21 protein-coding genes are annotated in these 25,332 nt (G+C 58.5%); 14 read left to right on the forward strand and 7 right to left on the reverse strand.

The window, feature by feature from the left end:
- Positions 1-23 precede the first annotated feature (23 nt).
- From NCG89_RS13745 to NCG89_RS13795, 11 genes are all read left to right on the forward strand, one after another.
- The gene (locus tag NCG89_RS13745) at positions 24-1,508 is read left to right on the forward strand and encodes a 3-oxoacyl-[acyl-carrier-protein] synthase III C-terminal domain-containing protein (RefSeq protein WP_251087127.1); all 1,485 of its coding nucleotides are present in this window, start codon (positions 24-26) and stop codon (positions 1,506-1,508) included.
- 13 nt (positions 1,509-1,521) lie between these two features.
- Complete coding sequence (locus NCG89_RS13750; protein ID WP_251087128.1) at positions 1,522-2,724, forward strand: acetyl-CoA acetyltransferase; 1,203 nt, start codon at positions 1,522-1,524, stop codon at positions 2,722-2,724.
- 5 nt (positions 2,725-2,729) lie between these two features.
- Positions 2,730-3,536, forward strand: coding sequence for an enoyl-CoA hydratase/isomerase family protein (locus tag NCG89_RS13755; RefSeq protein ID WP_251087129.1), 807 nt, complete (start codon positions 2,730-2,732; stop codon positions 3,534-3,536).
- Positions 3,529-4,302 (forward strand): enoyl-CoA hydratase-related protein, encoded by a 774-nt coding sequence (locus NCG89_RS13760; RefSeq protein WP_251087130.1) that lies wholly within the window; start codon positions 3,529-3,531, stop codon positions 4,300-4,302. The genes NCG89_RS13755 and NCG89_RS13760 overlap by 8 nt, the downstream gene beginning before the upstream one ends.
- Positions 4,303-4,480: 178 nt before the next feature.
- Positions 4,481-5,992, forward strand: a complete 1,512-nt coding sequence (locus NCG89_RS13765) for a 3-hydroxyacyl-CoA dehydrogenase (protein ID WP_251087131.1) — start codon at positions 4,481-4,483, stop codon at positions 5,990-5,992.
- Positions 5,989-6,849 carry an HTD2 family dehydratase gene (locus NCG89_RS13770; protein WP_251087132.1) on the forward strand — a complete coding sequence of 287 codons (861 nt, stop codon included), beginning with the start codon at positions 5,989-5,991 and terminating at the stop codon, positions 6,847-6,849. The genes NCG89_RS13765 and NCG89_RS13770 overlap by 4 nt, the downstream gene beginning before the upstream one ends.
- Before the next feature lies 1 nt (position 6,850).
- Positions 6,851-7,744 (forward strand): HpcH/HpaI aldolase/citrate lyase family protein, encoded by an 894-nt coding sequence (locus NCG89_RS13775; protein WP_251087133.1) that lies wholly within the window; start codon positions 6,851-6,853, stop codon positions 7,742-7,744.
- Between the two features lie 35 nt (positions 7,745-7,779).
- Positions 7,780-9,462 carry an acyl-CoA dehydrogenase family protein gene (locus NCG89_RS13780; protein ID WP_251087134.1) on the forward strand — a complete coding sequence of 561 codons (1,683 nt, stop codon included), beginning with the start codon at positions 7,780-7,782 and terminating at the stop codon, positions 9,460-9,462.
- Complete coding sequence (locus tag NCG89_RS13785; RefSeq protein WP_251087135.1) at positions 9,459-10,682, forward strand: CoA transferase; 1,224 nt, start codon at positions 9,459-9,461, stop codon at positions 10,680-10,682. Before NCG89_RS13780 ends, NCG89_RS13785 begins: the two co-directional genes overlap by 4 nt.
- A 25-nt stretch (positions 10,683-10,707) precedes the next feature.
- Positions 10,708-11,520, forward strand: a complete 813-nt coding sequence (locus NCG89_RS13790) for a hypothetical protein (RefSeq protein WP_251087136.1) — start codon at positions 10,708-10,710, stop codon at positions 11,518-11,520.
- Positions 11,521-11,604: 84 nt separating this feature from the next.
- A complete protein-coding gene (locus tag NCG89_RS13795) occupies positions 11,605-12,687 on the forward strand; it encodes a CaiB/BaiF CoA transferase family protein (RefSeq protein ID WP_251087137.1) in 1,083 nt (360 codons plus the stop codon).
- Here the strand turns inward: NCG89_RS13795 and NCG89_RS13800 are convergent.
- Positions 12,684-14,243, reverse strand: a complete 1,560-nt coding sequence (locus NCG89_RS13800) for an acyl-CoA carboxylase subunit beta (protein WP_251087138.1) — start codon at positions 14,241-14,243, stop codon at positions 12,684-12,686. The genes NCG89_RS13795 and NCG89_RS13800 overlap by 4 nt on opposite strands.
- 160 nt (positions 14,244-14,403) lie before the next feature.
- Here NCG89_RS13800 and NCG89_RS13805 point away from each other — a divergent pair, with 160 nt between their 5' ends.
- A complete protein-coding gene (locus tag NCG89_RS13805; RefSeq protein WP_251087139.1) occupies positions 14,404-15,180 on the forward strand; it encodes an enoyl-CoA hydratase/isomerase family protein in 777 nt (258 codons plus the stop codon).
- 62 nt (positions 15,181-15,242) lie between these two features.
- On the opposite strand, the gene NCG89_RS13810 is transcribed toward NCG89_RS13805, so the two are convergent.
- The 6 genes from NCG89_RS13810 to NCG89_RS13835 all read right to left on the reverse strand — a co-directional run bounded on the left by NCG89_RS13810 (position 15,243) and on the right by NCG89_RS13835 (position 21,213).
- A complete protein-coding gene (locus NCG89_RS13810; RefSeq protein ID WP_251087140.1) occupies positions 15,243-15,698 on the reverse strand; it encodes a hypothetical protein in 456 nt (151 codons plus the stop codon).
- Between the two features lie 28 nt (positions 15,699-15,726).
- The gene (locus NCG89_RS13815; RefSeq protein ID WP_251087141.1) at positions 15,727-18,009 is read right to left on the reverse strand and encodes a TonB-dependent receptor; all 2,283 of its coding nucleotides are present in this window, start codon (positions 18,007-18,009) and stop codon (positions 15,727-15,729) included.
- Between the two features lie 54 nt (positions 18,010-18,063).
- The gene (locus tag NCG89_RS13820; RefSeq protein WP_251087142.1) at positions 18,064-18,804 is read right to left on the reverse strand and encodes a hypothetical protein; all 741 of its coding nucleotides are present in this window, start codon (positions 18,802-18,804) and stop codon (positions 18,064-18,066) included.
- A 16-nt stretch (positions 18,805-18,820) separates the two neighbouring features.
- Complete coding sequence (locus NCG89_RS13825; RefSeq protein ID WP_251087143.1) at positions 18,821-19,069, reverse strand: cytochrome C oxidase subunit IV family protein; 249 nt, start codon at positions 19,067-19,069, stop codon at positions 18,821-18,823.
- Complete coding sequence (locus NCG89_RS13830) at positions 19,066-19,665, reverse strand: cytochrome c oxidase subunit 3 (RefSeq protein ID WP_251087144.1); 600 nt, start codon at positions 19,663-19,665, stop codon at positions 19,066-19,068. Before NCG89_RS13830 ends, NCG89_RS13825 begins: the two co-directional genes overlap by 4 nt.
- 228 nt (positions 19,666-19,893) lie before the next feature.
- Entirely contained in the window at positions 19,894-21,213 is a 1,320-nt protein-coding gene (locus tag NCG89_RS13835) for a phytoene desaturase family protein (protein ID WP_251087145.1), read from the reverse strand.
- A gap of 184 nt (positions 21,214-21,397) precedes the next feature.
- Between NCG89_RS13835 and NCG89_RS13840 the strand changes: the two genes are divergently transcribed.
- Together NCG89_RS13840 and NCG89_RS13845 are read left to right on the forward strand one after the other, a co-directional pair.
- Complete coding sequence (locus tag NCG89_RS13840) at positions 21,398-24,052, forward strand: LuxR C-terminal-related transcriptional regulator (protein ID WP_251087146.1); 2,655 nt, start codon at positions 21,398-21,400, stop codon at positions 24,050-24,052.
- 116 nt (positions 24,053-24,168) lie between these two features.
- Positions 24,169-25,329, forward strand: a complete 1,161-nt coding sequence (locus NCG89_RS13845; RefSeq protein ID WP_251087147.1) for an acyl-CoA dehydrogenase family protein — start codon at positions 24,169-24,171, stop codon at positions 25,327-25,329.
- The last annotated feature ends 3 nt before the right edge of the window (positions 25,330-25,332 follow it).

The following is a 25,332-nucleotide window of genomic DNA, read 5'->3' on the forward strand; positions in this document are numbered from 1 at the left end:
CAAACAGAATGAGAGGATAAAGCGTGACAATTGGAATTACCGGATTCGGGGCTTACGTGCCTCGCTTGCGTTTAAATCGCAGCGCCGTCACCGAGGCTAATGCCTGGTTTGCCCCAGGCCTGAAGGGAAAGGGCAAAGGCCAGCGCAGTATGACCAACTGGGATGAAGATGCCATCACCCTGGCGGTGGCGGCGGCCCGTAATGCCTTGCCGGCATCCGTGGCCCGGGATCAGTTTGCCCGCCTGGTGCTGGCCTCTGACAGCCTGCCCTTTGCTGAGCGACTTAATGCTGGTGTTGTCGCTGCGGTCCTGCGCCTGCCCGAGGCGATTTACGCCAACGATCTGTGCGGCGCCCAAAGCGCGGCAGTGTCTGCGGTAAGCCAGTTAGTGAATGCCGCAAAGGCCGGTGAGGCAGGTCTGCTGGTGGCGGCCAGTAATCGCCGTACCCGGGCCGCCAGTCCCGCTGAACTCGATTACGGTGACGGCGCCGCTGCCCTGAGTTTCGGCAGTGACAAGGTGCTGGCAGAAGTCCTAGCCACCAGCGCCCTGACCGCCGACTTTGTCGACCGCTTCCGCCTGCAGGGCGAGGACATCGACTACTACTGGGAAGAGCGCTGGGTGCGGGATGAAGGCATCGGCGTGATGGGTCCCAAGGCCGTATCCCAGGCGTTGAATGATGCCTGTGTGAGCCCGGATGCCATTGATCATTTTATTTTCCCCACCGTGTTTCGCGGCGCCGATGCCCAGCTGGCGAAAAAATGCGGCATTGCCGCCGAGGCCGTGGCGGACAATCTTGCGGCCACCGTCGGCGATACCGGCAGCGCCCACGCCCTGCTGATGCTCTGTAGTGTGTTGGAGCAGGCCTCGCCCGGCCAGACCATTTTGCTGTGCCAGTTTGGCAGCGGTATTTCCTGCGCCTTGCTGAAAGTGACCGAGGCCATTGCCGACTTCAAGCCCGTCAAGAGCCTGGCGGAGCAGATCGCCGCCGGCAAGGAAGAAAACAGTTACACCCGTTACCTGGCCTACAAAGGCCAATTAAAACTGGAGCGGGGCATGCGCGGCGAGCAGGATAAAAAGACCGCCCTCAGCACGTCCTGGCGCCATCACGACGCCCTGCTGGGCTTTGTGGGTGGTCGCTGCACGGTCAGTGGCGATGTTCACTTTCCGCCTTCACGGATCAGCTATACCCCCGGTGCGCCGTCCCAGGATACTCAGGAACCCTATCCCCTAGCGGATAAGAAAGGCCGCATTTTGAGTTGGTCGGCAGAGTATCTGTCGTCCTACATGGCGCCGCCCCATCAATACGGCCAGGTGGACTTTGAGGGCGGCGGACGGCTGCTGATGGAGTTTACCGATGTCAGCCCCGGCGATATCGACAGTGGCGGCGAAGTTGAGATGGTGTTCCGGGTCAAGGATGTGGACGAACTGCGGGGCTACAAGCGCTATTTCTGGAAGGCCACGCCCACGTCGTATCCCGCGTCTGAGAACAGTAACGGCGAGCAGGTTTAAGAGAGGTTAGAAAATGCCCCAAGGAATTAAAGACAAGGTCGCCATCCTCGGCATGGGTTGCTCCAAGTTCGGTGAGCGCTGGGACGCCAGCCCCGAAGACCTGATGGTGGAAGCCTACAACGAAGCCATGCAGGACGCCGGCATCACCCCGGAGCAGCTCGATGCCACCTGGTTCTCCACCCATATGGAAGACGTGGGCACCGGTCGCGGCGGTATCCCCATGAGTATCGCCCTGCGCCTGCCTAATATTGGCGTGACTCGAGTGGAGAATTTCTGCGCTGGCGGTTCAGAAGCAGTGCGGGCGGCGGTCTACGCGGTGGCCTCCGGCGCCTGCGATATCGCTCTGGCCCTGGGTGTAGAGAAACTCAAAGACACCGGCTACGGCGGACTGCCGGTGGCCACCGTGGGCACTTATATTCCCCAGTGGTATCCGGCGGCCGTGGCCCCGGCTAACTTCGCCCAACTGGCGGCGGCCTACCGGGCCAAGCATGGGATTGATAAAGCTACCCTGAAAGAAGCGATCTCCCAGGTGTCGGTAAAGAGCCACGCCAACGGCGCTAAAAACCCCAAGGCCCACCTGCGCAAAGAGATCACGGTGGATCAGTGTTTGCGGGCACCCAAAATCGCCGAGCCCCTGGGGCTGTTCGATTGCTGTGGGGTGTCCGACGGCGCGGCGGCGGTGATTGTGACCCGGCCGGAGATCGCCCGGGAACTGGGTAAAACCGATCTGGTGAGCTTTAAAGCCTTACAAGTAGCGGTGTCTAACGGCTGGGAAATGTCGAGCAGTGAGTGGGATGGCAGCTACTTTCATACCGCCCGCATCGCCTCGAAAAAAGCCTACGAAGAAGCGGGTATCAGCAAGCCCCGGGAAGAAATCAGCATGACCGAGGTCCACGACTGCTTCTCGGTCACTGAAATGGTCACCATGGAAGACCTGCAATTGTCCGATGAGGGCAAGTCATGGCGGGACGTGCTGGATGGCAAGTTCAACGCGGATGGCGCCATTCCCTGTCAGATCGACGGTGGCCTGAAATGCTTTGGCCACCCGGTGGGGGCCAGCGGTATTCGCATGCTCTACGAAATGTATCTGCAACTACAGGGTCGGGCGGACCAGCGTCAGCTTGCCGATGTACGCACCGGGCTGATCCACAATCTGGGCGGCCAGCCCAACCAGAATATTTGTAGCGTCTCCATTGTGGGTCGCCTGGGAGAGTAGTGCCGATGAGTGTGATTCTGGTCGACAGTCCCTCCGCCCATGTTCGGCGGGTCTTGATCAATCGGCCCGCCAAGCGCAACGCCATTGATTTTGATGTGCGCCAGCAGATGACCGAGGCCCTGCTGCAATTGCGGGAAGACGCCAGTGTGCGGGCCATTGTGCTGGGCGGTGTGGAAGGCGTGTTCTCCGCCGGTGGTGATGTGCCCAGCATGGGCGGTCTGGATGAAGCCGGTGCCCGGGCGCGGATGCAACATATCCATGCGCTGTGTCGTCTGGTGGCCGACAGCAAGGTGCCGGTGGTGTCGGCGGTGGAAGGCTTTTGCGCGGGCGCTGCGGTGGGGTTGGCCCTGCTGGGTGATCATATTGTGGTGGGTAAAAGCACCAAGATTCTGTTCCCCTTTATGCGCCTGGGGCTGGTGCCGGACTGGGGCACCCTCCGCACCCTGCCAGCCCGGGTTGGGGTGGCCGTCGCCAAACGGATTATGACCAACGGCCAGATGATCCTGGCTGACGAGGCCCTGCAGATTGGCCTGGCCGACAGCAATGCCGGCGAGGGCGACATTATGGCGGCGGCGGTGGCCCAGGCCGAGACTATGGCGGTTCTGCCCGGCGATGCCTTTTACCTGCTCAAACAGAGCTTGATGCACCCCTCGGCCAGCCTTGAACAGGAATGGCAGCGGGAGGAAAACGACCAGGCTCAGCTGTTGACCGGCCCCGACTTTGAAGAGGGCTTTGCCGCCTTTAACGAAAAGCGCGACCCGGATTTTGTGGCGGCCATGCAGGCAAGACAAGAGGGAGGCAAACATGACTGAGGCCCTGGTCAAGATAGCGCGAGAGGGCGCTGTTGCCACCATTACCCTCAACCGGCCGGAAAAACGCAATGCCCTGGATTTGGCTCTGCGCGGCGCGATTGCCGATGCCTTTCGGGAACTGGAAAAAGACCCCGCGGTTCTGGCCATTGTCATTACCGGCGGTGACGAGGTTTTTGCGGCCGGTGCCGACCTGAATTTGCTGGTGGATAAGGGCTCCCAGCAGGTGGCGGACATTGATCTGGGCCAGTACTGGGCCCCGGTAGCCAATTGCAGCAAGCCCGTGGTGGCGGCGGTGAGCGGCTTTGCCCTGGGCGCAGGCTGCGAGCTGGTAATGATGTGCGACATTATCGTCGCCGACGACAGCGCCCGCTTTGGTCAGCCCGAGGCGCGGGTGGGCATTATGCCCGGCGCCGGTGGCAGCCAACGTTTGATTCGGGCGGTAGGCAAGGCCGTGGCCAGCATGATGCTGATGAGCGGCGAGGCCATTACCGGCGAGCGGGCTTATCAGCTGGGGCTGATCAGTGAGTTGGCCGAGCCGGGGCAGACTTTGTCCCGGGCCCAGCAGTTGGCCAAGGCCGCCAGCAAAATGCCACCCAAGGCCATCGCGGCGATTAAGCGCGTATTGAAGCAGGGCGCGGACCTGCCCCTGGACGCGGCACTGACCATGGAAAACCGCGAGTTTTTGCTGCTGTTTGATACCGAAGACAAGACCGAGGGGATGACCGCGTTTTTGGAAAAGCGCAAGGCGGAGTTTAAAGGACGCTGAACGCTGGACGGGAGACGGAAGACGCAAAAGCGAGTGCGGCGTCGCCGCACAAAGCTGCGTATGCAGCGAAGCTGCCCTGGTGTTAGCGTCTTCCGTCTCCCGTCCAGCGCTTTGCACTCAAACAGCACCACCGAACTAAATAAACACGCATAACGACACGAAGCAAAGGACCATCACCGTGAGAGAAATTAAACGCATTGGGGTTTTGGGCGCGGGCACTATGGGCCGCGGCATTATCCAGTTGTTTGCCCAATCCGGTTACGAGGTATTTTGCTTTGACAGTTTTGCCGGCGCGGTGCCCAAGGCCGTGGATTTTGTTGCCGGTCTGTTGGATCGGGCGGTGGAAAAAGGCCGCAGCACGCGGGACGAAGCCGATGCCACAATGTCCCGGATTCACGCTTGTGACAGCCTCAGTCAATTGGCCGACTGCGATCTGGTGGTCGAGGCCATTATTGAAACCATCGAGGCCAAGCAGGCGGCCTTTAAGGAGCTGGAGAGCGTGGTTTCGCCTTCCTGCATTCTGGCCAGTAATACCTCTTCCTTGACCGTGGCGGAAATCGCGGCGGCCTGCCAGCATCCGGAGCGGGTCGCCGGGCTGCATTTCTTTAATCCGGTGCCGCTGATGAAGGTGGCGGAAATTATCGCGGCGGTGCGCAGTGCGCCGGAGAATATCGAGGCCCTCAAAACATTGATTGAGTCCTGCGGCCACCGGGGTGTGGTCGCCGCCGATCAGCCCGGCTTTTTGGTGAACCATGCTGGACGCGGGCTGTACACCGAAGGTTTGCGCATTATCGAAGATCAGTGCGCGTCAGTGCAGGACGTGGATACCCTGATGCGTGAGGCCGCCGGATTCAAGATGGGCCCCTTTGAGCTACTGGACCTGACTGGGCTGGATGTGTCCGGCAAGGTGATGGAATCCATCTACAGCCAGTTTCAGCACGAAGCCCGCTTTCGGCCCTCACCCCTGGTTGCCCCGCGTATTGCGGCGGGGCTGTTTGGACGCAAATCCGGCGAGGGTTGGTATCGCTATGACAACAACCAGCGCCAGGATACGCCGACCTTGCCGGTGCCGGTGCTGCCCGGTGCCATCGGCGTGTGGGTAGACCCGGCAGCAGACGATGCGGCTGGCCTGAAAGCCCTGGTAGAGCAGGGCGGCGCGACCCTTTCTGCGCAAGCTGATACCGCCGATCTTCTGTTGATCCAGCCCTGGGGCTGGGATGTCAGCACCTACTGCGCGGAGCGAGAACTGGATGCCAGCCGCTGCGTGGCCATTGATCCGCTGCCGGGTTTGGAGAAACGCTGCACATTGATGATCAGTCCCATCACCACCGTGCAGGCCCGGGATGCGGCCCACGCGCTGCTGGCCCAGGACGCCGCCGTCACCCTTATCAATGACAGCCCCGGTTTTGTCTGCCAGCGCATTCTCGCCACCATCGTCAATATCGCCTGCAATATTGTCCAGCGCGGTATTGCCAGTGTCGAAGATCTGGAAGATGCCGTGCGGCTGGGTCTGGGCTATCCCAAAGGCCCTCTGACGATAGGTGAAGAAATCGGTGCTGAAAAAATCCTGGCGATTCTGGAAGCCATGCAGGTTCAAACCGGCGATATGCGCTACCGTCCCAGCTTGTGGTTGAGTCGCCGGGTAAGGCTCGGCGTGAGTCTTCTGACTGAGGAGGCGAATCGCCGATGAGTACGATCAATATCGATTACCTCGAGGGCTGGGAAGGCCGTTCCATGCAGTCCGTGGACGATATGAGTCCCTTTAAGGCCCAGGCCTTGGCAGCGGTGTTTGATCGCAATACACCTGTTGCAGCGGGCGATGCCCTGCCCAACGGCTGGCAATGGCTGTATTTTCTCGACACCCCCAGCAGCGCCAATACCGGGGCCGACGGTCACCCGGCTACCGGCGAGTTTTTGCCGCCCTCACCACTGCCTCGGCGGATGTGGGCGGCGGGCAAGGTACTGCACCATTCGCCACTACTGCTGGGGCAATCTGCAGAGAAAAAATCCACCATTCTGTCGGTGGATCTAAAAGACGGCAAAAGCGGCACTCTGCTGTTTGTCACGGTGGAGCACCAGATTTCCCAGGCGGGTACAACCTGCATCACCGAGCAACAGAATCTGGTTTACCGGGAGATGCCCGCTGGTCCGGCGCCGCTGCCTGCTGGTGTGCCCGCGCCTGCTGAGGCGGACTGGCGCGACACCCTGCAGCCCGACCCGGTGCTGCTGTTTCGCTACTCCGCCCTGACCTACAACGGCCACCGAATTCACTATGACCGGGACTACGCGGTTAACACCGAATTCTATCCGGGCCTGGTGGTGCACGGTCCGCTGCTGGCCAGCTTGTTATCCGAGGCGCTGACTCGCCACTACCCGGGCGAGCAGATCGCCAGCTTTGATTTTCGCGCCCAGCGCCCCAGCTTTGCCGACCGGGCCTTGACTCTGTGTGGCCAGCGTCAGGGCAACACCGTGGAGCTTTGGACGGTGGATGAAGAGGGCTTTATTGGCATGAAGGCGACGGCAAGCCTTGCCGAGGGAGGGCACTAAGATGCAAGCAAAACCCGCCTGGCGCTCGATGCTGTTCCTGCCTGCCCACGTGGAAAAATTTGTTGCCAAGGCCCACACCCGGGGCGCTGATGCCTGCATTCTGGATCTGGAAGACAGCGTGCCCCAAGACCAGAAAGCACTGGCACGCCGCGCCATAGCGGCCGGGGCCAGCCAGATCAGCGGCCATAACGTCGGTGTGCTGGTGCGGATCAATAACGATGCCGAGGCCAATCCCCAGGCGCCGCTGCTGGCGGCGGATATTGCCGCGGCGGTGCGCCCCGGTGTCAGTGCCCTGGTGATTCCCAAGGTGAATGATGGCGCGGTGCTGCAGCGGGTGGACGCGCTGGTCAGTCAGGCCGAGGCCAACCAAGGTTTGGCTCAGGGCTGTATTAACTTGGTGGCGCAGATTGAGGATGTACGGGGGCTGCCGCATCTGGATGAGATTTCCTGCGCCACTAAACGCCTGTTAGGGATGAGCCTGGGCTCGGAAGACTTCTCCGCCTCGGTGGGCATGCAGCCAACACCCGAGGCCCTGTACCAGCCCAATCAGATGGTGGTGTTTGCCTGCCGCCGGGCCAATATTTTGCCCTTTGGCTTTCCCTCGTCGATTGCCGAGTACAGTGATGAAGTGGCTTTTACCGCCAGCGTAAAAAAGGCGGTGGAGATGGGCTTTGTTGGCGCCTTTTGTATCCATCCCGCCCAGGCGGCAATGTTGAATGCGGGCTTTAGCCCCAGCCCGGAGGAGATTGCCGATGCCGAGGACCTGCTGGCGGCCTTGGCCCAGGCCGAGGCGGAGGGCCGGGGCGCCTTTGCCTACAAGGGCAAAATGATTGATCCACCGGTGATTGCCCGGGCCCGTGAAACCCTGCGCAGAGCGGCCAGTCTGGTCCGCTGATTGCGCTGCACTGAAGAATTGATAGAGCGAATACGATGACTTTAGCTTCCCTTCCCCAAACCGCAGCCATTCAGGCCAGTCTGGCCCAGCTGCGCGAACACCTGGCAAGCGTTACGGGCGCCTTGGCGCAGCAATGCGCCAGTAAGGGCAAACTCGATAGCGCGCGGCTGGATGGTCGCCAGGTGGCCAGCTTTGAATTGGCCTGGGCCAATGCCGAATTGCTGGCTGCCGAACAGGCGCTGACCGTGTGGGCGGGCAGCAGTGATGAGCTTGAAATGCGGCTGTCGGCCATCTTTATTGCCGAGGCAATGACCTTGCTGCGGGATAGGCTGGAAGCCATAGAACTGGATGTGGACGACACGGCCGTCGATGCCCTGGGCGCTATTTTTAACGGCGCTGCCCCCCGGGCGCTGCGCAAACTGGTATTGGGGGATCAGTTTCTGCAAGACACCGCTGAGCTGATGGCCCAGCACCCCGAGCGCATTGCCAAGGTCAGCCTCAATGAAGACCTGGGCATGGTCCAGGATATGTTCCGCCGCTTTGCCGCTGATGAGGTGGCGCCCCTGGCCGAAGAGATCCACCGTCAGGACCTGATTGTGCCCGAGGACAAACTCCTTAAGCCGCTGCGGGAGATGGGCGTGTTCGGCCTGTCGATCCCCGAGCAGTACGGCGGCAGCGCCCCCAATGATCGCGACGACAATATGACCATGGTGGTGGTGACGGAGGCTTTATCGGAAGCCTCTCTGGCGGCAGCGGGCAGCTTGATAACCCGCCCGGAAATTCTGTCCAGAGCCTTGCTAAGCGGCGGCACCGAGGCGCAGAAGCAGGCCTGGCTGCCCCGCATCGCCCAGGGCCAGCCCCTGTGCGGTATTGCCATCACCGAGCCGGACTACGGCAGTGATGTGGCCAGCCTGAAACTCAAAGGCACCAAAACCGAAGGGGGCTGGCTGCTCAATGGCGCCAAAACCTGGTGCACCTTTGCCGGCAAGGCCGGGGTGATGATGGTGGTGACCCGCACTGACCCCGACACCAGCAAGGGCTATCGGGGCCTGAGTTTGCTGCTGGCGGAGAAGCCCTCTTTCGACGGGCACGATTTTGATCACACCCAGGAGGGCGGCGGTCGTATTGTTGGCCGGGCGATTCCCACCATCGGTTATCGCGGCATGCACTCCTTTGATGTGTCCTTTGAAAATTACTTTGTGCCTGACGCCAATGTGATTGGTGAAGAGGGCGGCTTAGGCAAGGGCTTTTACTACACCATGGCCGGGATGATGGGCGGGCGGATGCAAACGGCAGCCCGGGCCAGCGGCGTCATGCGGGCGGCCTTGCTGGCGGCCTTGCGTTATGCCCAGGAGCGCAAGGTCTTTGGTCAGCCGCTGCTGGAGTATTCCCTTACTGCGTCCAAACTGGCGCGGATGGGGGCCCGCTACGCGGCGAGTCGCTATCTGGCCTATGCCGTGGCGCGAATACTCGATGCCGGCGGCGGGCGCATGGAGGCTAGTCTGGTGAAACTGTTTGCCTGCCGCAGCGCAGAAATCATTACCCGCGAAGCTTTGCAGATTCACGGCGGTATGGGCTACGCCGAAGAAATGCCGGTAAGCCGATATTTTGTCGATGCCCGGGTGTTATCCATTTTTGAAGGTGCCGAAGAAACCCTGGCTCTGAAGGTGATCGCCCGCAGTTTGCTGGAAGGGGCTCTGCAGGAGGACGCCGCGTGAGTGAGCAGCCCGCCATTCTCAAGGGCATGCGCCTGGTGGAATTGTCCGCCTTTGTGGCGGCACCCCTGGGCGGCATGACCCTGGCCCAGATGGGCGCCGAGGTGATTCGTATTGATCGCCCCCAGGGCGGCCTGGATTACCGGCGCTGGCCGGTGACCGAGGATGACACCAGCTTATTCTGGGCTGGCCTGAACAAACACAAGCGCTCAGTCGCCATTGATATTGCCACACCGGAAGGGCAGGAGCTGGCCCAGGCCCTGATTTGCGCCCCCGGCGAAGACGCCGGCATGTTGCTGACCAACTTTCCCGCCCGGGGCTGGCTGGACTATGAGGCCCTGGCCAAGCAGCGCTCTGACCTGATTCAGTTAACCATTCAGGGAGATCGTCACGGCGGCTCGGCGGTGGACTACACCCTGAATCCGCGCCTCGGGCTGCCTTATTTAACGGGGCCGGTTCGCGAGGGCCGGGATCAGGTGGTCAATCATGTGCTGCCTGCCTGGGATCTGGTCACCGGGCAGATGGCTGCGGTCGGGCTACTGGCCGCCGAGCGCCATCGCCTGCGCAGTGGCCAAGGCCAGCATGTCAAACTCCCATTGGAAGACGTGGCCCTGTCTGTGATGGCCCACCTCGGTTTTATTGCCGAGGCGCAACTCGGTATTGAACGGCAGGGCTGTGGTAATGACCTGTTCGGGGCCTTTGGTCGGGACTTTGTTAGCGCCGACGGCGAGCGGGTGATGGTGGTTGGCCTGTCGCTCAAGCAGTGGCAGGCCATTGTGAAAGCGGCCGATATTGCCGATGAAGTGGCTAATCTGGCAAGTCGGCTAAATGTCGATTTGCGTAAGGAAGGGGAACGCTTTAAAGCGAGGGAGCAATTGGCTGAGCTGCTTGGCCCCTGGATTCAAGCCAGACCTTTTGCGGAAGTGGCCGCTCGTTTTGATGAGTGCGGCGTGTGCTGGGGTCGCTACCAGAGCGTGAAGCAACTGGTGGATAGCGATCCGGCCTGCTCGCTGGATAACCCCATGTTCAACAAAGTAAACCAGCCGGGTGTTGGCCAAATTCTGTCGCCCAGTGTGCCGCTGAATTTTGCTAGCGGTCGCTTGCCCGCTCAGACTGCTCCTGAACTTGGCCAGCACAGTGAGGAAGTATTAAGCGAAGTACTTGGCTTGGATGGCGCCGCGCTGGGGCGTTTGGTGGACAAGGGCGTGGTCGGCGTTGCCTAAACAACTAGGCGCAAGTGAGGGAGTGATGAATTTGCAAACAGTGGCGGGCTATCAGGGTGAAAACATGGCACCCGTGGTAACACTCGGTGCTGATCAGCCCGTTGATGCCATGGGCCAGCTGATTTCCACTGTTCTGACCTTCGGCTTGGCGGCGCTGGCGCTGATTTATGTGATTCAGCTGTACCGACGGGAGGGGATTGTCTGGCCGGTATTCTTGCTGATTAGCGGTACCCTTTGCTGTCTGATGGAGCCTTTGTTCGATCATTTATACGGCTTGTGGTTTTTTGAACAGGGGCAGTGGAATCTCTATACCACCTTTGGCAGTGCTCAGCCGGTATGGGTACCCGCTGCCTATATGGCTTTTTACGGTGGCGCCTCTATTGTGGTGGCCAGAGTGCTGTCCCGTTCGCCCAAGATGGCAACAATCTGGCGTTTGTATGCGGGTATTGTCGCCATGTCGATTATTGCCGAGATGATCTATGTGAGCTGGCTTAAGGTGTATTCCTATCAGGACAGCCAGCCTTTTGTAGTATTGGGTTACCCAATTTTTCTCGGCTTTACCAATGCAATGAGTGCGCTGATAGGTGGCATTATCGCTTATCGCCTGGCGCCTCTATTGAGGGGGTGGCGGGCACTGAATCTGATCCCGCTGGTACCGAGCTGCTTTGCTATGGGCTTATTCGGCAATGGTATTTTGTATCTCAGTGTTCGTCATGGCATGGATAACCCGCCCATGTGGCTGGTGCAGATCGCCGCCCTAAGCGTGGTGTTGGGTATTGCTGCTACGGTTAACTTATTAGGCCACCTGTTGGTGGTGAATAAGCAGCAACCGGCTTAGTTTTGCTAGCTCACTGCGGGGGGGAGCATACCTCTGCTGTAGCGACCCTGGCAGTGAGCACAATCAACCAAAATAGGGATAACAATGGGGCCACTGGCAAATCTCCGGGTAATCGAATTAGTGGGTCTGGGTCCTGGACCCTTTGTCGGCATGATGCTGGCCGATATGGGGGCCGAAGTCATTGTGGTGGATCGCCAGGGCAACGGCGAGGCGCCGCAGTTAAAGCGGGATATTCACCGCCGGGGCAAGAAGTCGATTTTGCTCGACCTCAAGTCCGGCGAGGATAGAGAGACGCTGCTGCAACTGTGTGAAGTGTCGGACGTTATTTTTGAGGGTTATCGGCCCGGTGTGGCCGAAAAGCTCGGCATTGGTCCGGAGGATTGTCTGGCACGCAATCCCGCACTGGTTTATGGCCGCATGACTGGTTGGGGCCAGACTGGTCCGCTGGCAACGAGTGCCGGTCACGACATCAATTACATTTCCATTGTTGGCGCCTTGCACGCGATGGGTCATGCTGATCGCCCGCCGACCCCGCCGCTCAATTTGCTGGGGGATTATGCCGGTGCCATGTTTATGGCCTTTGGTATTGTCTCTGCGGTACTCAGTGCCAGGCAAACAGGGCGCGGTCAGGTCGTGGATACGGCCATGACCGACAGCGTAAATGCCATGATGGGTCTGTTTTATTCAGCCAAAGACACCGGCATCTGGGGCCAGCAGCGCGAGGCAAATTTCCTCGATGGTGGTGCCCATTATTATCGGGTGTATGAAACCGCCGATGGCAAATACATGTCCCTGGGCGCGATAGAGCCGAAGTTCATGAAGCTTTTTCTTCAATTGGCGGAGCTGCCCGAAACCCTGCTTCAGGAGCATGGCAGTCCGGTGAGGTGGCCGGAGTTACGCGAGGTCATTGGCGCCCGGTTCAAGCAACAGACACAGGAGCAATGGCGGGCCATCTTTGATGGTACCGACGCCTGTGTCGCGCCGGTGATTCCCTTCTGGGAAGCCCACCAGCATCCCCATAACGTTGCTCGCGAGGCCTTTGTTGAACTTGAAGATATGGTGCAGCCAGCGCCGGCGCCAAAATTTTCAGCGACGCCGGGTAGTGCCGGTCTGCGTCCAGAGCCAGGCCAGCACCAGCAGGAAGTGCTGGCCTTGATCGGACGTTAAATCGGTGGGATGTGGCGGTGCCGAGGCACGCCGCTGCGGCCTGCCTTGCGTTTGCCGGAGCGGTTCATCGCTTGCAACAGATAGTCGCGGGTCTGCTCGGGCGAAATAACGTCGTCGATACCAAAGCCGCTTGCAGCCCGTAATGGGCCGAGATTTTTGCGCACTTTTGCGGTGATGTCAGCGCGGGCCTTGTCTGGTTCGGCAGCAGAGGCTATTTGACGCTTATAGGCGACATTGATGGCCGTCTCCACATTCATGGCAGCAAATTCTGCCGTCGGCCAGGCCAGACTCAGGTCAGCCTTGTAGCTACGGCCGCCGTTCATCGCCATATAGGCCGCACCGAAGGCCTTGCGCAGCACCACGGTGTAGCTCGGTACACTTATCCTTGCAAACTCATAAAACAGCCGGGCACTGCGGCGGGCCAATTTACTGCTTTCCGCGTCTTTGCCGACCATAAATCCTGGCAGGTCCATCAGCGACAAAATAGGGATGCCGAAGGCATCGCAAAGGCAGAGAAAGTGGGATGCCTTTTCGCAGGCGGGGGAGTCCAGCGCTCCGGCCAGATAGTTGGTCTGATTGGCAATGATGCCGATGGATTGACCACCGATACGGGCCAGGCAGCAAACTATGTTGCGGGCGTACCCGGCTTTGACTTCCAGCACACTGCCTTGATCGACAATGCCGTAAATGGCGTGTTTCACATTATAAGGGGTGCGCTTATCCTCGGGGATCAAGGTGGCCAGGCTTCTGGCAAAGTCCGGGTCTGGCGGCTTTGCGTCGACGACAGGTGCTTTCTCGTCGGCATTTTGGGGGAAATAGGAAAGGTATTGGCGGATGATCGCCATGGCGTCGGCTTCTGTGTCGACAAGATAGTCGGCTACGCCATTGCGGTTAGCCTGTACGTCAGCGCCACCCAGTGCCTGGGTGTCAATGGTTTCGCCAATGGCCGCTTTGACCAGGGGGGGAGGCGCGATACCAAGTGCAGAGGTGCCTCTGACCATGACCACAAAATCACACAGGGAAGCCACAATCGTCATCGCGGCGAAGCTAGGCCCCAGCACAGCAGCCACGGTAGGAACCCAGCCCGAAAGTCCGGCCTGCACGGCAATGCTTGCTACGCCTTCGGCAAACAGGCGGCTGTCCAAACCCTCGGAAATGCGGTGCCCTACGCCTTCGAGCAGCTGAACAGAAGGCACACCGTGGGCCAAGGCCAGTTCAAAACAGCGCTGCATTTTCTTCAGCCCGAGACTGCCGTTGCTCCCACCGTTGACCGTGTAGTCAGCGCTACAGAGAAGTACGGCGCGCTGATTGATGGTCCCCCATCCGGTAATCAAGCCGTCGGCAACATGCTCCGGTTCTATGCGGCCCTCGCAGTCGGGAATCACCAGTGCACCAAACTCGTTGAAGCTGTCGTCGTCGAGCAACAGCGCAACGCGTTCCCGGGCCGTCAACTTGCCTCGTTGGTGTTGGTATTCAACTGCTTCGGGCCTTGCCTCATCGAGGCATTTCCGCTTTTGCTCATCGAGTTGATTTGCCAAGCTGTGTTGGTCGGGCATGGAGTTCTCCGGTCTTAATTTGCAGCCGATCGATAGCGATAGCCAACATGCCTATCATCGTTAGTATTGTCTGAAATGAAACTGTCGTTTTGTATGAATCGGGCATCTTAAATTCGCCATAGTATGGCAGTTCAGTCATTCAACAACATTGGGGTAAAAAATGACCACTTCGGCGATAATCCAGATCACGGAAGATGGCGCGGTGGCGACGATTGAGCTGTGTCGACCCGAGAAGCGAAACCCACTTGAGCCCGACATGATATTGGCGATGGATGGGGCGCTGGAGCAACTGTCTCGGCGTGATGATATTTCAGTGATCATTGTTACTGGCAGGAGCCAGTCCTTCTGTGCGGGGCTGGATATCAAGCATCTTGCCACACTGGACCAAGACGGCCGTGTGAGCTATATGCATTCGGCCTTCGACCTGTTCCGCAGGTTGCATTCAGTACGTCAAGTGACCATTGCTGCCGTCAATGGCCCAGCGGTCGCCGGCGGATTTGATCTGGCGGCATTTTGCGATTTGAGGACCAGTGTTCCGGAAGCGGTCTTTGGGCAGCCAGAAATCCGCATTGGTGTATCCCAGTTTATTTATCCGCTCTACAGCCTGGTGGGTATGGGGCGGGCGAAAGAGCTGGCCCTAACCGGTAGTACAATCTCCGCTGACGAGGCCTATCGCATTGGCTTGGTCAATCATCTCTTTGCTGCCCCTCAGCTGATGGCGGGCACCCTGGCCTTAGCGCAGAAAATTGCCAGCAATCCTCGCGACGCCATTTTGGACAGTAAAGCCACCGCAAATGCCGTGGTAGGCTTAAATATAGAGGCCGCATTTAGCGTGATGCTTGCTGCTCTGACGAGAACAATTGCTAGCGACTCTCATGCCAATGCTTTGGAGGATTATCTCGCAAGTCATCTTGCAGCACCGTCGGCAAAGCGGTAGTTGCCCATCCAATCGACGCGGAGTGTGAGTTGGATGGGCGAAACAATTAACTGGGCCTGCCGCTAAAGCATCGGTATAAGTGATGCGCCTAGTAACACATCAAGGGGAAGGGCGGCATCTGAACCGAGACCGCCGCCAAAGTCACCTAGACCGGGTAGGAGCTGCGCACCTAATAAGTCACCGGTAATGGGGAGTCCAGCAGCTAACCCCAACAAGCCCTCAGGGCCACCATTGATCAATACGCCGCTGCCCAGTGGCACAAGGACACCCAGCAGACCGGCACCGCTGCTGGGTAACTCGAGCAGCGTTCCAACCAGAGGCGCATCACCCAACTGAGGCGCGATTGATGTGATGGTATCCCCGCCAACCTCAGCCAGCTCTAGTATCGGTGCGGCTAAACCAAGTAACTGAATAGGGGCGGTGTTGAGAAAATCTCCACCCAGGCTGGGAACCTGGGCGTGAGCGTACCCCGCGCTTAACAGTGCCGTTACCAATATTGTTTTCTTGAGACACTTCATTGTCACCTCCTGATATTGAATATAATTATTAAAATTCATAGTTCACACGAACACCCAGTACTCTCGGCGCGGCGTAGTTGAAGTTGTCGCCAAAGTCGTTGGGGAAGGCCCCCTGGCTGTAGACTGTGTCGGTGAGGTTCTTGCCGAACAGGGTCACTCGCAGGGATTCCGGTTCATAGAAATAACTCAGTCGGGCGCCCCACTTGTCGTAGGCTTCCTGTTCGCTACGGGCCAGGTTTGCCGACTCGTAGTAGAAGCCGCTGTTGTAGTAGTAGTCGATGGCTACTTCTATATTACTGTTCTCAAACTGGAAGGTTTTGGCCAGCGTCGTGGTGGCAGTCAGCTCGGGGGAGCGGACGATATCATTGCCGGAAAAATCATTGCCCCGGGTAAAGACTCCGGAGTTGCCGACATAGCCAGCGCCATCGGGGTAGGCGGCGTATTTGGCGTCGAGGAAGGCGCCACCACCGGTCCAGACGAGATCGTCGATCCAGTCGGGGAAAAGCAGCCAGGTAAAATCAAAGTCAACACCGCGGATTTCCGCCAATTCGGCGTTTTCGAAACTCGCGACACCGCCATTTGACAGGGCGATGAACTGTACCTGGAGGTTGGTGATGTCGTAGGCAAAGGCCGCTGCTGACAGGGTCATTGCGTTGTCGAACAGGCCGGTCTTGATACCGATTTCGAAGGCCTCCATTTCCTCTGGTTTGGCGAAGGTGGGGGGGCCGGTAACCACAGTCACGTTATAGGTGGCGCTTTTTGTGGCTTCCTGATAACTGGCGTAAATGAGGCCATCCTCCCAGGGGTGAAATTCCAGGGAGATTTTGGGGCTGGTGCTTTCGGTTACTACTTCCCCGGGTACCCGGGTGCCGTCCTGAGCAATGGCGTAGTCATATTCTAGGTAGGGAATCTCCTCTCCCTCGTAGATAAACAGGGTGGTCTTTGCCTTCTCAATGGTGCGGGTTTCCTTTTGGTGGCGCAGCCCCAGCGTCAGGTCAAACCAATCTGTGATGTTAAAGGTGGTCTGGACAAAAGCCGCCTCAGATTGGGTTTCTACCGTGCCGCGAATGAGCAGGGTAACAGGGTCGGCGCCGAGTCCTGCCGCAGACAGCAGATCCCCTACGATGCCCAGTCCGGCGTAGATATCGTCGGCGGCATCCACTTCACCGTGCATAGGGTCAAAGCCGGACAAGCCTTGAAAATAATAGGCGCCGACAATCCATTTCATCCAGCCCGCTCCCCAGGATTCGTCATTGGACAACAGTTGCATTTCCGCGGTTTGAATGTCGGCAAAATTCTTTTTGGGTGAAAAGCTGATGGTCGGTGTATCAGTGCCATCAAAATCCAGTCGCCCTGAGGTGTTGATCAACTGGTCGCTACCCAGCAGCTTTATGTCGAACATTGATGTGTAGAAACTGAGCTCTCCGTAGGTGACTTCGTTGTCGAGCCAGTTGTAGGTTTGACCATCAACCTTGCCCTCGAAGTCGTCATTGGCCTGCATTTGCAGGGAGTCGCCCAGCTCCGTGGGGTTGCGGTTCAGGGTAAAGTTGGACCCGGCGCCGTTGCGGTTGAGCTTGAAGTAGGACAGGGTCAGGTCGATGTTTTCGGAGGGCGCCCAGCGGGCTTTCACACGGAAACCGTCATCTTCATCCTTGGGCAGCGTTTTGCCATTGGCCGTGCCGGTGATATAAAAATCGGTGGAAGAGCGGACACCACTGGCGCTAAAGGCAATGCTGTCGGTCACCGGAACGTTAACATGCACCCGATAATGCTCATCAGGGTACTCCGACCAAGTGGCCTGCACATCGCCATAGAATTCATTAAATTCAGGTTTCTTGGACACAATCGACAGGGCGCCACCGGTGGCGTTGCGACCAAACAGCGTGCCTTGGGGGCCCTTTAGCACCTCGACTCGCTCGACGGCACCAAAGTCCTGGGCCAGACCCTGGGCAAAGGGAAAGTAAATACCATCAATGTAGGTGGCGACACTGGGGTCGGCGGTAAGAAAGGCATCGGTGCCGACGCCCCGCAGAAAAATGGTGGTGTAGGAAACCTGTTGGCCAATTTCCAGGGAGGGGGTAATAAACTGAAGGTCGTTCTGGTTAAGAACACCCCGCGCATCGAGTTTTTCTGCGCTGAATGCCTGAAGGGATATGGGAACCTCTTGGGGATCTTCGGAACGTTTTTGAGCAGTTACCATTACCTCTTCCAGTAATCGACTGCTGCGCTTTTTTGGACTTGGATCGTCCTGGGCCACCGCGGCCATGGAAATTGCAGCTGCCAGTGGCAGGAGTACAGCGTTGCATTTCATTGTATTCACCCTGAACGTAAGTTTGTTGTTAAGCCTGTAGTATGCCGGGGGTTATCAGGTAGTCCCGGCTTGCTGATCTTCTGCCGCGAGGCGCTTCAATGCGCCGGGAATCAGCAGCATGAACGCCAGCAGATAAACAAAAAAGGTCACGAAAACCACCCAGAAGCTGATTAGCCCATGCCAAGCGAAGGGACCGTCGTAGACAAAGGGCGCTAGTAACACTGCAAAAAAGGTGAAGGTGTCAAAAAAGCCAAGCCACGCCAGCCAGGCGGGGAACAGAGGCTTGGTGCGCTTGTCCAGCAGAATGGCAATGCCTGCGGAAATATACTGGGCGCCGAAAAACAGCAGCGGCAGATCGAACATCAGCCAGGCCAGGTCGTAGAGCAGTTGAATTTCCGCATCACTTCTTATCTCGGGGCGAAAGGCAGCGACTAACCAGATGACGCAGGGCAGAGCAAGAATAATGGAGGCAGTGGCTGCCCCGGCCAGTTCAATGCGCCCGAGCAGGTGGCCGCCGTCCCCTAGGCGTTCCATGATTTTTGAGAGCAGTACCCCCCATACCAAATAAAATGGCACGGCGGTGATGACCAGCAGCATACCGAGGCGGATCCCGACACTGTGCTCCCGAAAATAGGCACCGATTTCCGGAGCGCTTAAGTATTCGGGAGGCGGTGGCCAAAAGCCGGCGAGTATGGCGAAGCCCAATAACCCGAGGAGGCAAAAAATGACCATCGACCAGATATTGCCATGGCGCAATATGGCGTAGTCGGTTTTGCTAAAGGTTACGTGTTGCATAGGCTGTTCCTTGGGTTCAAAAAAGGGGAATAATGACGATGCCACTGAGAACGGTCAGCCAGGCCCCAGCGGCCAATAGGTAGCGGCGGGGAGCGTGGTTGAGCTCCATAAAGTAGAAAAAAATCAGGAAAATCTTAGCTGCGGCGGTCAGCAATATTACCCAGGCTAGCGTGTTGGCGCCGGCCATATTGGTACTGAGCAGGGTGGCCGCCATGAGCGCCAGCCAGGCCAGCAGGATTTTGTGTTTGGGACCGGCAATCTTCATGAGGGCACCGCCAGATAGAAAAGCGGAAAAATCATCACCCAAAGAAAATCGACCATATGCCAATAGGTGGCGGCGGATTCCACGATAATAGGGGCCGCCGGCACCGAGGGTTTGAGGGCTTGGGTGGCGACCAGCGACAAGGCGGCAATGCCGATCAATACGTGGAGCAGGTGCAGGCCAGTGGTTACAAAGTAATACATGTGGAAGGTGCTGCTGTTAAGACCATGTCCTCCGGCAACCACGTGGCGGTATTCGGTAATTTTAAGGCCAACAAAGACAACACCGAGCGCGACGGCCCCCAGCAGGCAGGCCTTTATTTGGCCGATTCTGGCGGTGGGATGTTTTGCTTCTGCGGCGGCGAGGGCTGCCAAGCAAGAGCTGGTCAATAGAATGAGGGTGTTGAGGGTGCCGAGATGAGTGTCGAGGCTGGCGATGCCCAGGGTGAACTCCCCCTTGGCTTTCATTTTATCCAGGGTAAAACTGAGAAATAAAATGGCGAAGATGGTGCTGTCCAGTGCAACAAACAGCCACACCCCAGGGGCACCTGCCAGCCTTTTGGTGCGGGCGGGGCTCGCAGAGCCCAAGGCCATATTCATTGTTCCCTCTCCGCGGCCATAGCCTCGTGGGGACGTTGCGTGGATTTCGCTGCCACCCTTGCTATGAGCGGCGATGTAGTGGGTTTTTTAGCCATCTAGCGTCTCTTAAAATTATTAATACGCTGACCAACGGTCAGCGATTGCGAGCGTTAAATTGCCAGGTTTTCAGGCAGTGTTAGTTTGGCCCTTGCGCCCCGGTCTGAAATCGTCTATTTGGACATTTTGCGCTCAGGCCGCTTGGTGGGCAGCGATAGGGGCGCCATTTGCCAGGTATCGGTCGACCTCATCGGCCACCTGCATGGCGGTCTCCGCGCAGGCGCTGGTGGCCGCATTGCCCCAGGGCTTGATGGCATCCCCCACATTCCACAGGTTGGCGGTGGGGGTGTGGGGCGCCATATCCCGCCCCGCTACGGCCCGTTGAGCTGGCCAGTCTCCCCGGGTGATGACCACCTCCAGAAGGTGGGCTTGGGCAAAGCCCGGAAAGGCCTTGCCCAGGTCCTCCAGCAGAAGGCGGGTTTCCTCGGCATCATCGAAGTCACCGGTGGCAGGCTGGGGCACACTCGCGCCACAGTAAAGGTGCCAACCTGGTGGGGCGTTTTCGGGGCATACCTCTGTGAAATTCGCGGCGTAGCAAAGGCGCTGGGTTTTGCTGAAACAGGCAAAGCCAGGAAAGGCCGCCAGCGGCGTTTTGCTGGCAAAGTAGGCCGTCAGAATGGCGCTCGACTGGCACTGCTGATGGACGCGGTCGCGATATTGCTGCGGCCAGTCAGCTCCCTCGCACAGCGTTAAGGTGCCCTTGGGGCCGATATCACTGACCACTGCCCTGGTCGTTAGTGTATGGGTTTCGCCATCGCGCCGCAGCTGCACGGTCGAAGCACAGCCGCAGTCATCAAAGCTGATGTCCGTGGCGGTAGTGTTCAGCCATAAGGTGCCGCCCATTTGCTGAAAGCGCTCAATCAGGGGGTGCCAAACGGCTAGGGTGCCCCCGGGGGGGAAGCCAAATTTTTTAAAGGCACCCTTGGTGGTTACGTAATTAAAAAACAAGTCTGCGGGGATGTCGGCGGGGGCAGCGGCAAAAATAGAGCCGCAGAAGTTGTGAACTGTCCCCAGGAGGGTAGGGTGGGTGCTAAAGCGCTGCACCCAAGCCAGAGTGGACTCTCCGGGTCTGGGAGCCATTCCGGGGAACAGCCTTGTCCCCCAGCGACCGAGATGGGTAGCCCCTCTTACTAATGCGCCGTTGAAGCCGCTGGCGATATTCAGATCCCGCCGGCCAAGTCGAATGACAATGCCAATGCCAGGTTGGCGCACATTGAGGTCGGCGCCGATCCGGCGAAAGGCCGCTTCAAATTCGGTGCCTAGTTCGATACCCAGGGCGCCGGTATTGATTGCGAAGCCATCCTTAATCCGTGTCGAGGCGCGACCGCCGACAATGTCGCTGGCTTCGACAAGCAGTGTCCGGTAGCCTTTGTGGGCGAGCAGGGCAGCGCTGAAAAGTCCTCCGGCGCCAGCGCCAATAACAATGACATCGAAGTGTGTGCTGGTTGTCATAGCCCCAGATCCATATTTTTCTGATGGGCTAAGGGTGGCAGAGATACGGCCTGCCCACTTCGTCGTATGCGACATTTTGGATTGTCCCTCCTTGCTCAAACCGGGCGGGCCCTTGCAAAGCTTTCCTCTTTGTCATGATAATTCGAGCCAAATAATAATCAGCGTCGGGGAGAGGGGAGAGTACGTGGCAGCAGAAAAAAGAAGCCGGGGCTATATCACGCGCAGTAAGGTATCGCCTCCAGAACTCCCGTCCTTTTTTGTGTCCCGAGCCCGAATCGTCGCCCGTTTCCAGTCGCCCCGACGGGGGCGGCTGGTCAAGCTCAGTGCCCCCGCGGGTTTTGGTAAAACCCTGGCTATGGCCCAGCTTGCCCAGTGCTGTCGGGATGAGGGATTGGCGGTACTCTGGTTAAGCCTGGATAGCGCTGACAACGACATCTCCCGTTTTTTGCAGACCTTTCTTGCCGCCATCAGGGAGCTGCCCGGCGACGGCGGACCCGTGATAGAGCACGATAGTAATGCGTCCATTGCCGACGGCATTATGGCGTTTTTCGATGCCCTGACCCGTCCTATTGCCGTATTTATGGACGGGTTTGACAGTCTGGAAAACAACACCGTACGGGATCTGGTTGTGCGGGGTATTGAATCGGTGCCCAAAGGATCTGTAGTGGTGATAGGGACCAGGGTCGAACCTGAGTGGGGGATGTCAGGATTTCGGGCCAATGCCCAGCTCACCGAGATTGGCGTTAACGCGCTGCGCTTTTCCCGGGAAGAAGTATCCCAGCTTCTCCACGACAAGCTTGGTACCCAGTGGGGCACGGAGCACCTCGATGCCCTCCATCTGCAGACGGAAGGGTGGCCCACTGCACTGTGGTTTGCTTGGCTGGCCATTAGCGATGGCCGCGACGTGAACGAAGTGCTGAAGGATATTTCTGGGGGCGGCCCCACCCTGGAACGTTTTATCGCCGATGAGGTGCTGGCGATGGCCAGTGCAGAGGTGCGGACCTTTCTTCTCCAGACCAGCCCCGTGGATGATATTGACCGGGATATTGCTCGGGAGCTGAGCCCCGGCGCTGATGTAACCTCCTGTCTGGCCGAGAGTGAGCGACTTAATCTGATGTTGCGTTACTACGATGGCGGTGAGCAGGTATTCCGGCTCAACTCCCTGCTACGGGATTCGCTGTATACCCGTTTCAGGCAGACGGCGTCGGCTGAGGTGGTGGCGGAGGCTCATTCCCGGGCCTGCGACTATTTTATCCGCAGAGGCCGCTATGCGCCGGCAATTCGCCAGGCAATTAGCGCGGGGCGTTACGATACCGCCACCGTATTGCTGAGGGAACAGCTTTACCCCCTGCTGGCCAGGGGGCGGATGCGTTTTTTGGCGGAGGTATTCGAACAGCTGGCGGCGGCGGGAGAGTTGAACGATTCACTGCATGTGGTGCTCCACGCGTGGTGCGTGAATTTTACTCAGGGGCCTAGTGTCGCCTATGACATGATTTCGTCGCTGGACGATCGGGGCATGGGGGAAGAGGCCCGGGATTCTCTCTTGGCACTGCGCCCCATGATTCTGGCTATGCAGGACCAGGTCGCGGAGGCGGAGGCTGCTTCCAGGGCCGCATTGGACCAAATAACCGGGCGCTACCCCTATGCCAGTGCCATGCTGTATCAAGTGAATTGCCAAACCAATATTATCCTGGGTCATCATGACGCGGCCCGGAAAGCTGTCAATTTGGCCCGTGATGCGGCGGTAAACGGCAGTGGCGCCTTCGGCATTGTGCTGGCAGAGTCAGCCGAGGTGATGCTGGACATGATGAGCGGTCGTCTGCTTCAAGCGGCCACTCGTGTTCAGATTGCCGAAGAAGGGTTTAGAAAGAGCCGTATGCATCCCGGCCACGGCATTGCCATTTCATCGGTCTTTCACGCCGAAGCGCTATACGAATCGGGGAAGCTTGCTGAGGCGCGGGCTCTGTTGGAGCGCAATATTTCCATGATGCGGGATATTGGCCCGCCGGATGCCCTAATAACCGCCCACACACTGATGAGTCGCCTGGCTCACCGGGCGGGGGAGTTTGATACCGCGCTGGAAATTCTGACGCAACTGGAAGCCGACGGCTTTCGTTTAAAACTACCTCGGGTTATCGCCAGTGCCAAGCTGGAGCTAGCTAATCTGCGAATTCAGCTGGAGGATTACCCCGGTGCCGCCGCCAAGCTTGAGGAAGCGCAGCAGGTTTACGACTGGAGCGACAGCGAGCGTCAGTGGTGGGTGGCCAATGATACTTTGTACCCCGCACTGATTAATGCCCGCCTGTTATTACGACGGGGCCGGGCGGCGGTGGCCATTGCCGATCTGAAGGAGGAGTTGAAAGGGGCAGAGCGCTCGGGGCGGGAACGGCGGGTACTCAAATTGCGGATTCTCTTGGCCGAGGCTCAGTTTCTCACCGGCGAAAAGCGCGCTGCCCTGCGCACAATGTTGCGGGCGGTTCGCTTTGCCATACGGGAAGGGTTTATCAGCACCTTTCAAGAGGAGGGGGCGATTGCCAATTCGCTGTATAGCGAGGCTCAGAAAAGTCTGGAAGAGGAGCTTGGCAGCGTCGAAGTGGATGAGCTTCCGGCTGGTCCGGCTTCCCCCTATATCAACCACATGGGCGAAAAGTTTACGCCAAAGGAGCTGGCAGTGCTGCAACATTTGGCAAAGGGCTTGTCCAACGCCCAGATGGCCGCAGCCATGTTTGTGTCAGAATCAACAGTGCGCAGCCATTTGCGCAGCATTAACGTCAAGCTCAAAGCCAAAAACCGCACCCAGGCCCTGGTGATGGCGCGGGAATTGGGAATCGTCAGTTAGCCCGTCCCCTTCATCTGCGCGGGCCGGTTTCGTCGCAACGGACGAAACCGGCCCGCCAAGCTCTTCGATAAGCTCCCCCAAGTAATTGTCACTGACAAGGTGCTTTGGAGCTGTGCATGTCTGTTTTTCTCGATCTTGACGATCTCTATTTGAGCGATGAGCTGAAGTCGATGCGGCGCCTGATCCGGCGTTTTGTCGAGGAGGAGATTGTTCCCAATGGCGAGGCCTGGGAAGAGTTGGGCACCATGCCCCGGGCCTATTGGCACAAAATGGGTGACCTAGGGCTACTGGGCATGTCCTATCCCGAGGCCTACGGCGGTACCAGCTTGGGGCCGCTCGCCTCCCTAGTGCTAGCCGAGGAACTGGGACGTTCTACCTTTGGCGGGGTGATGTCCGGCGTTGGCGTGCACACCGATATGTCTGGCTTGCACATCGCCCGGCATGGCAGTGACACCCTCAAAGCTAAGTATTTGCCCGAGGTGGTAACCGGGCGCAAGATCTGCGCGGTGGCAGTGACCGAACCGGACGCGGGTTCCGATGTGGCAGGGATAAAAACCACAGCCGTGCGAGAAGGCGATAGTTACCGGCTCAACGGCGCCAAAATGTTTATCACCAATGGCGTGCATGGCGACCTTTATATGCTGGCTGCCAGAACCGATCCGGCGGCCAAGGGCAGCCGAGGTATCTCCCTGTTTGTAGTTGAAAAAGGCGCGGCTGGTTTCAGTGTCAGCAAACCCCTAAAAAAAACCGGCTGGTTGTCCTCAGACACTGCCCAGCTATTCCTCGATGATGTGGTTGTCCCCGCAGGAAACCTGATCGGAGAGGAAAACAAGGGCTTTTATTACATTATGGAAGGCTTTCAGCTAGAGCGGATTTGCATTGGCGGCCACTGCATTGGCCAGGCTGAAAAGGCCATCGAACTGACGCTGGAATGGCTAAAGGGACGCCGGGCCTTCGGTAGTACCCTCTGGGATATGCAGAATATCAAACTGGATATGGCAGCCCTGGTGGCAGAGGTGCAGGCGGCTAAGCAACTGGCCTACTACACCGCCCACCTGGATGCCCAAGGATGTGACGCCAGTGCCGGGGCTTGTATGGTCAAGGCGCACTTTCCCGAACTCCTCAACAAGGTCATGTATCGCTGTGTGCAGTTTCACGGTGGCATGGGGTATATGCGGGAAACGCCGGTGGAGAGAATGTCCCGGGATGCCCGTATCCTCGCCATCGGTGGCGGGGCGACCGAGGTTATGTGCCTGGAACTGGCGAAAAAAATGTAACCC

The sequence above is a fragment of the Spongiibacter taiwanensis genome, from assembly GCF_023702635.1.
Taxonomy (GTDB): domain Bacteria; phylum Pseudomonadota; class Gammaproteobacteria; order Pseudomonadales; family Spongiibacteraceae; genus Spongiibacter; species Spongiibacter taiwanensis.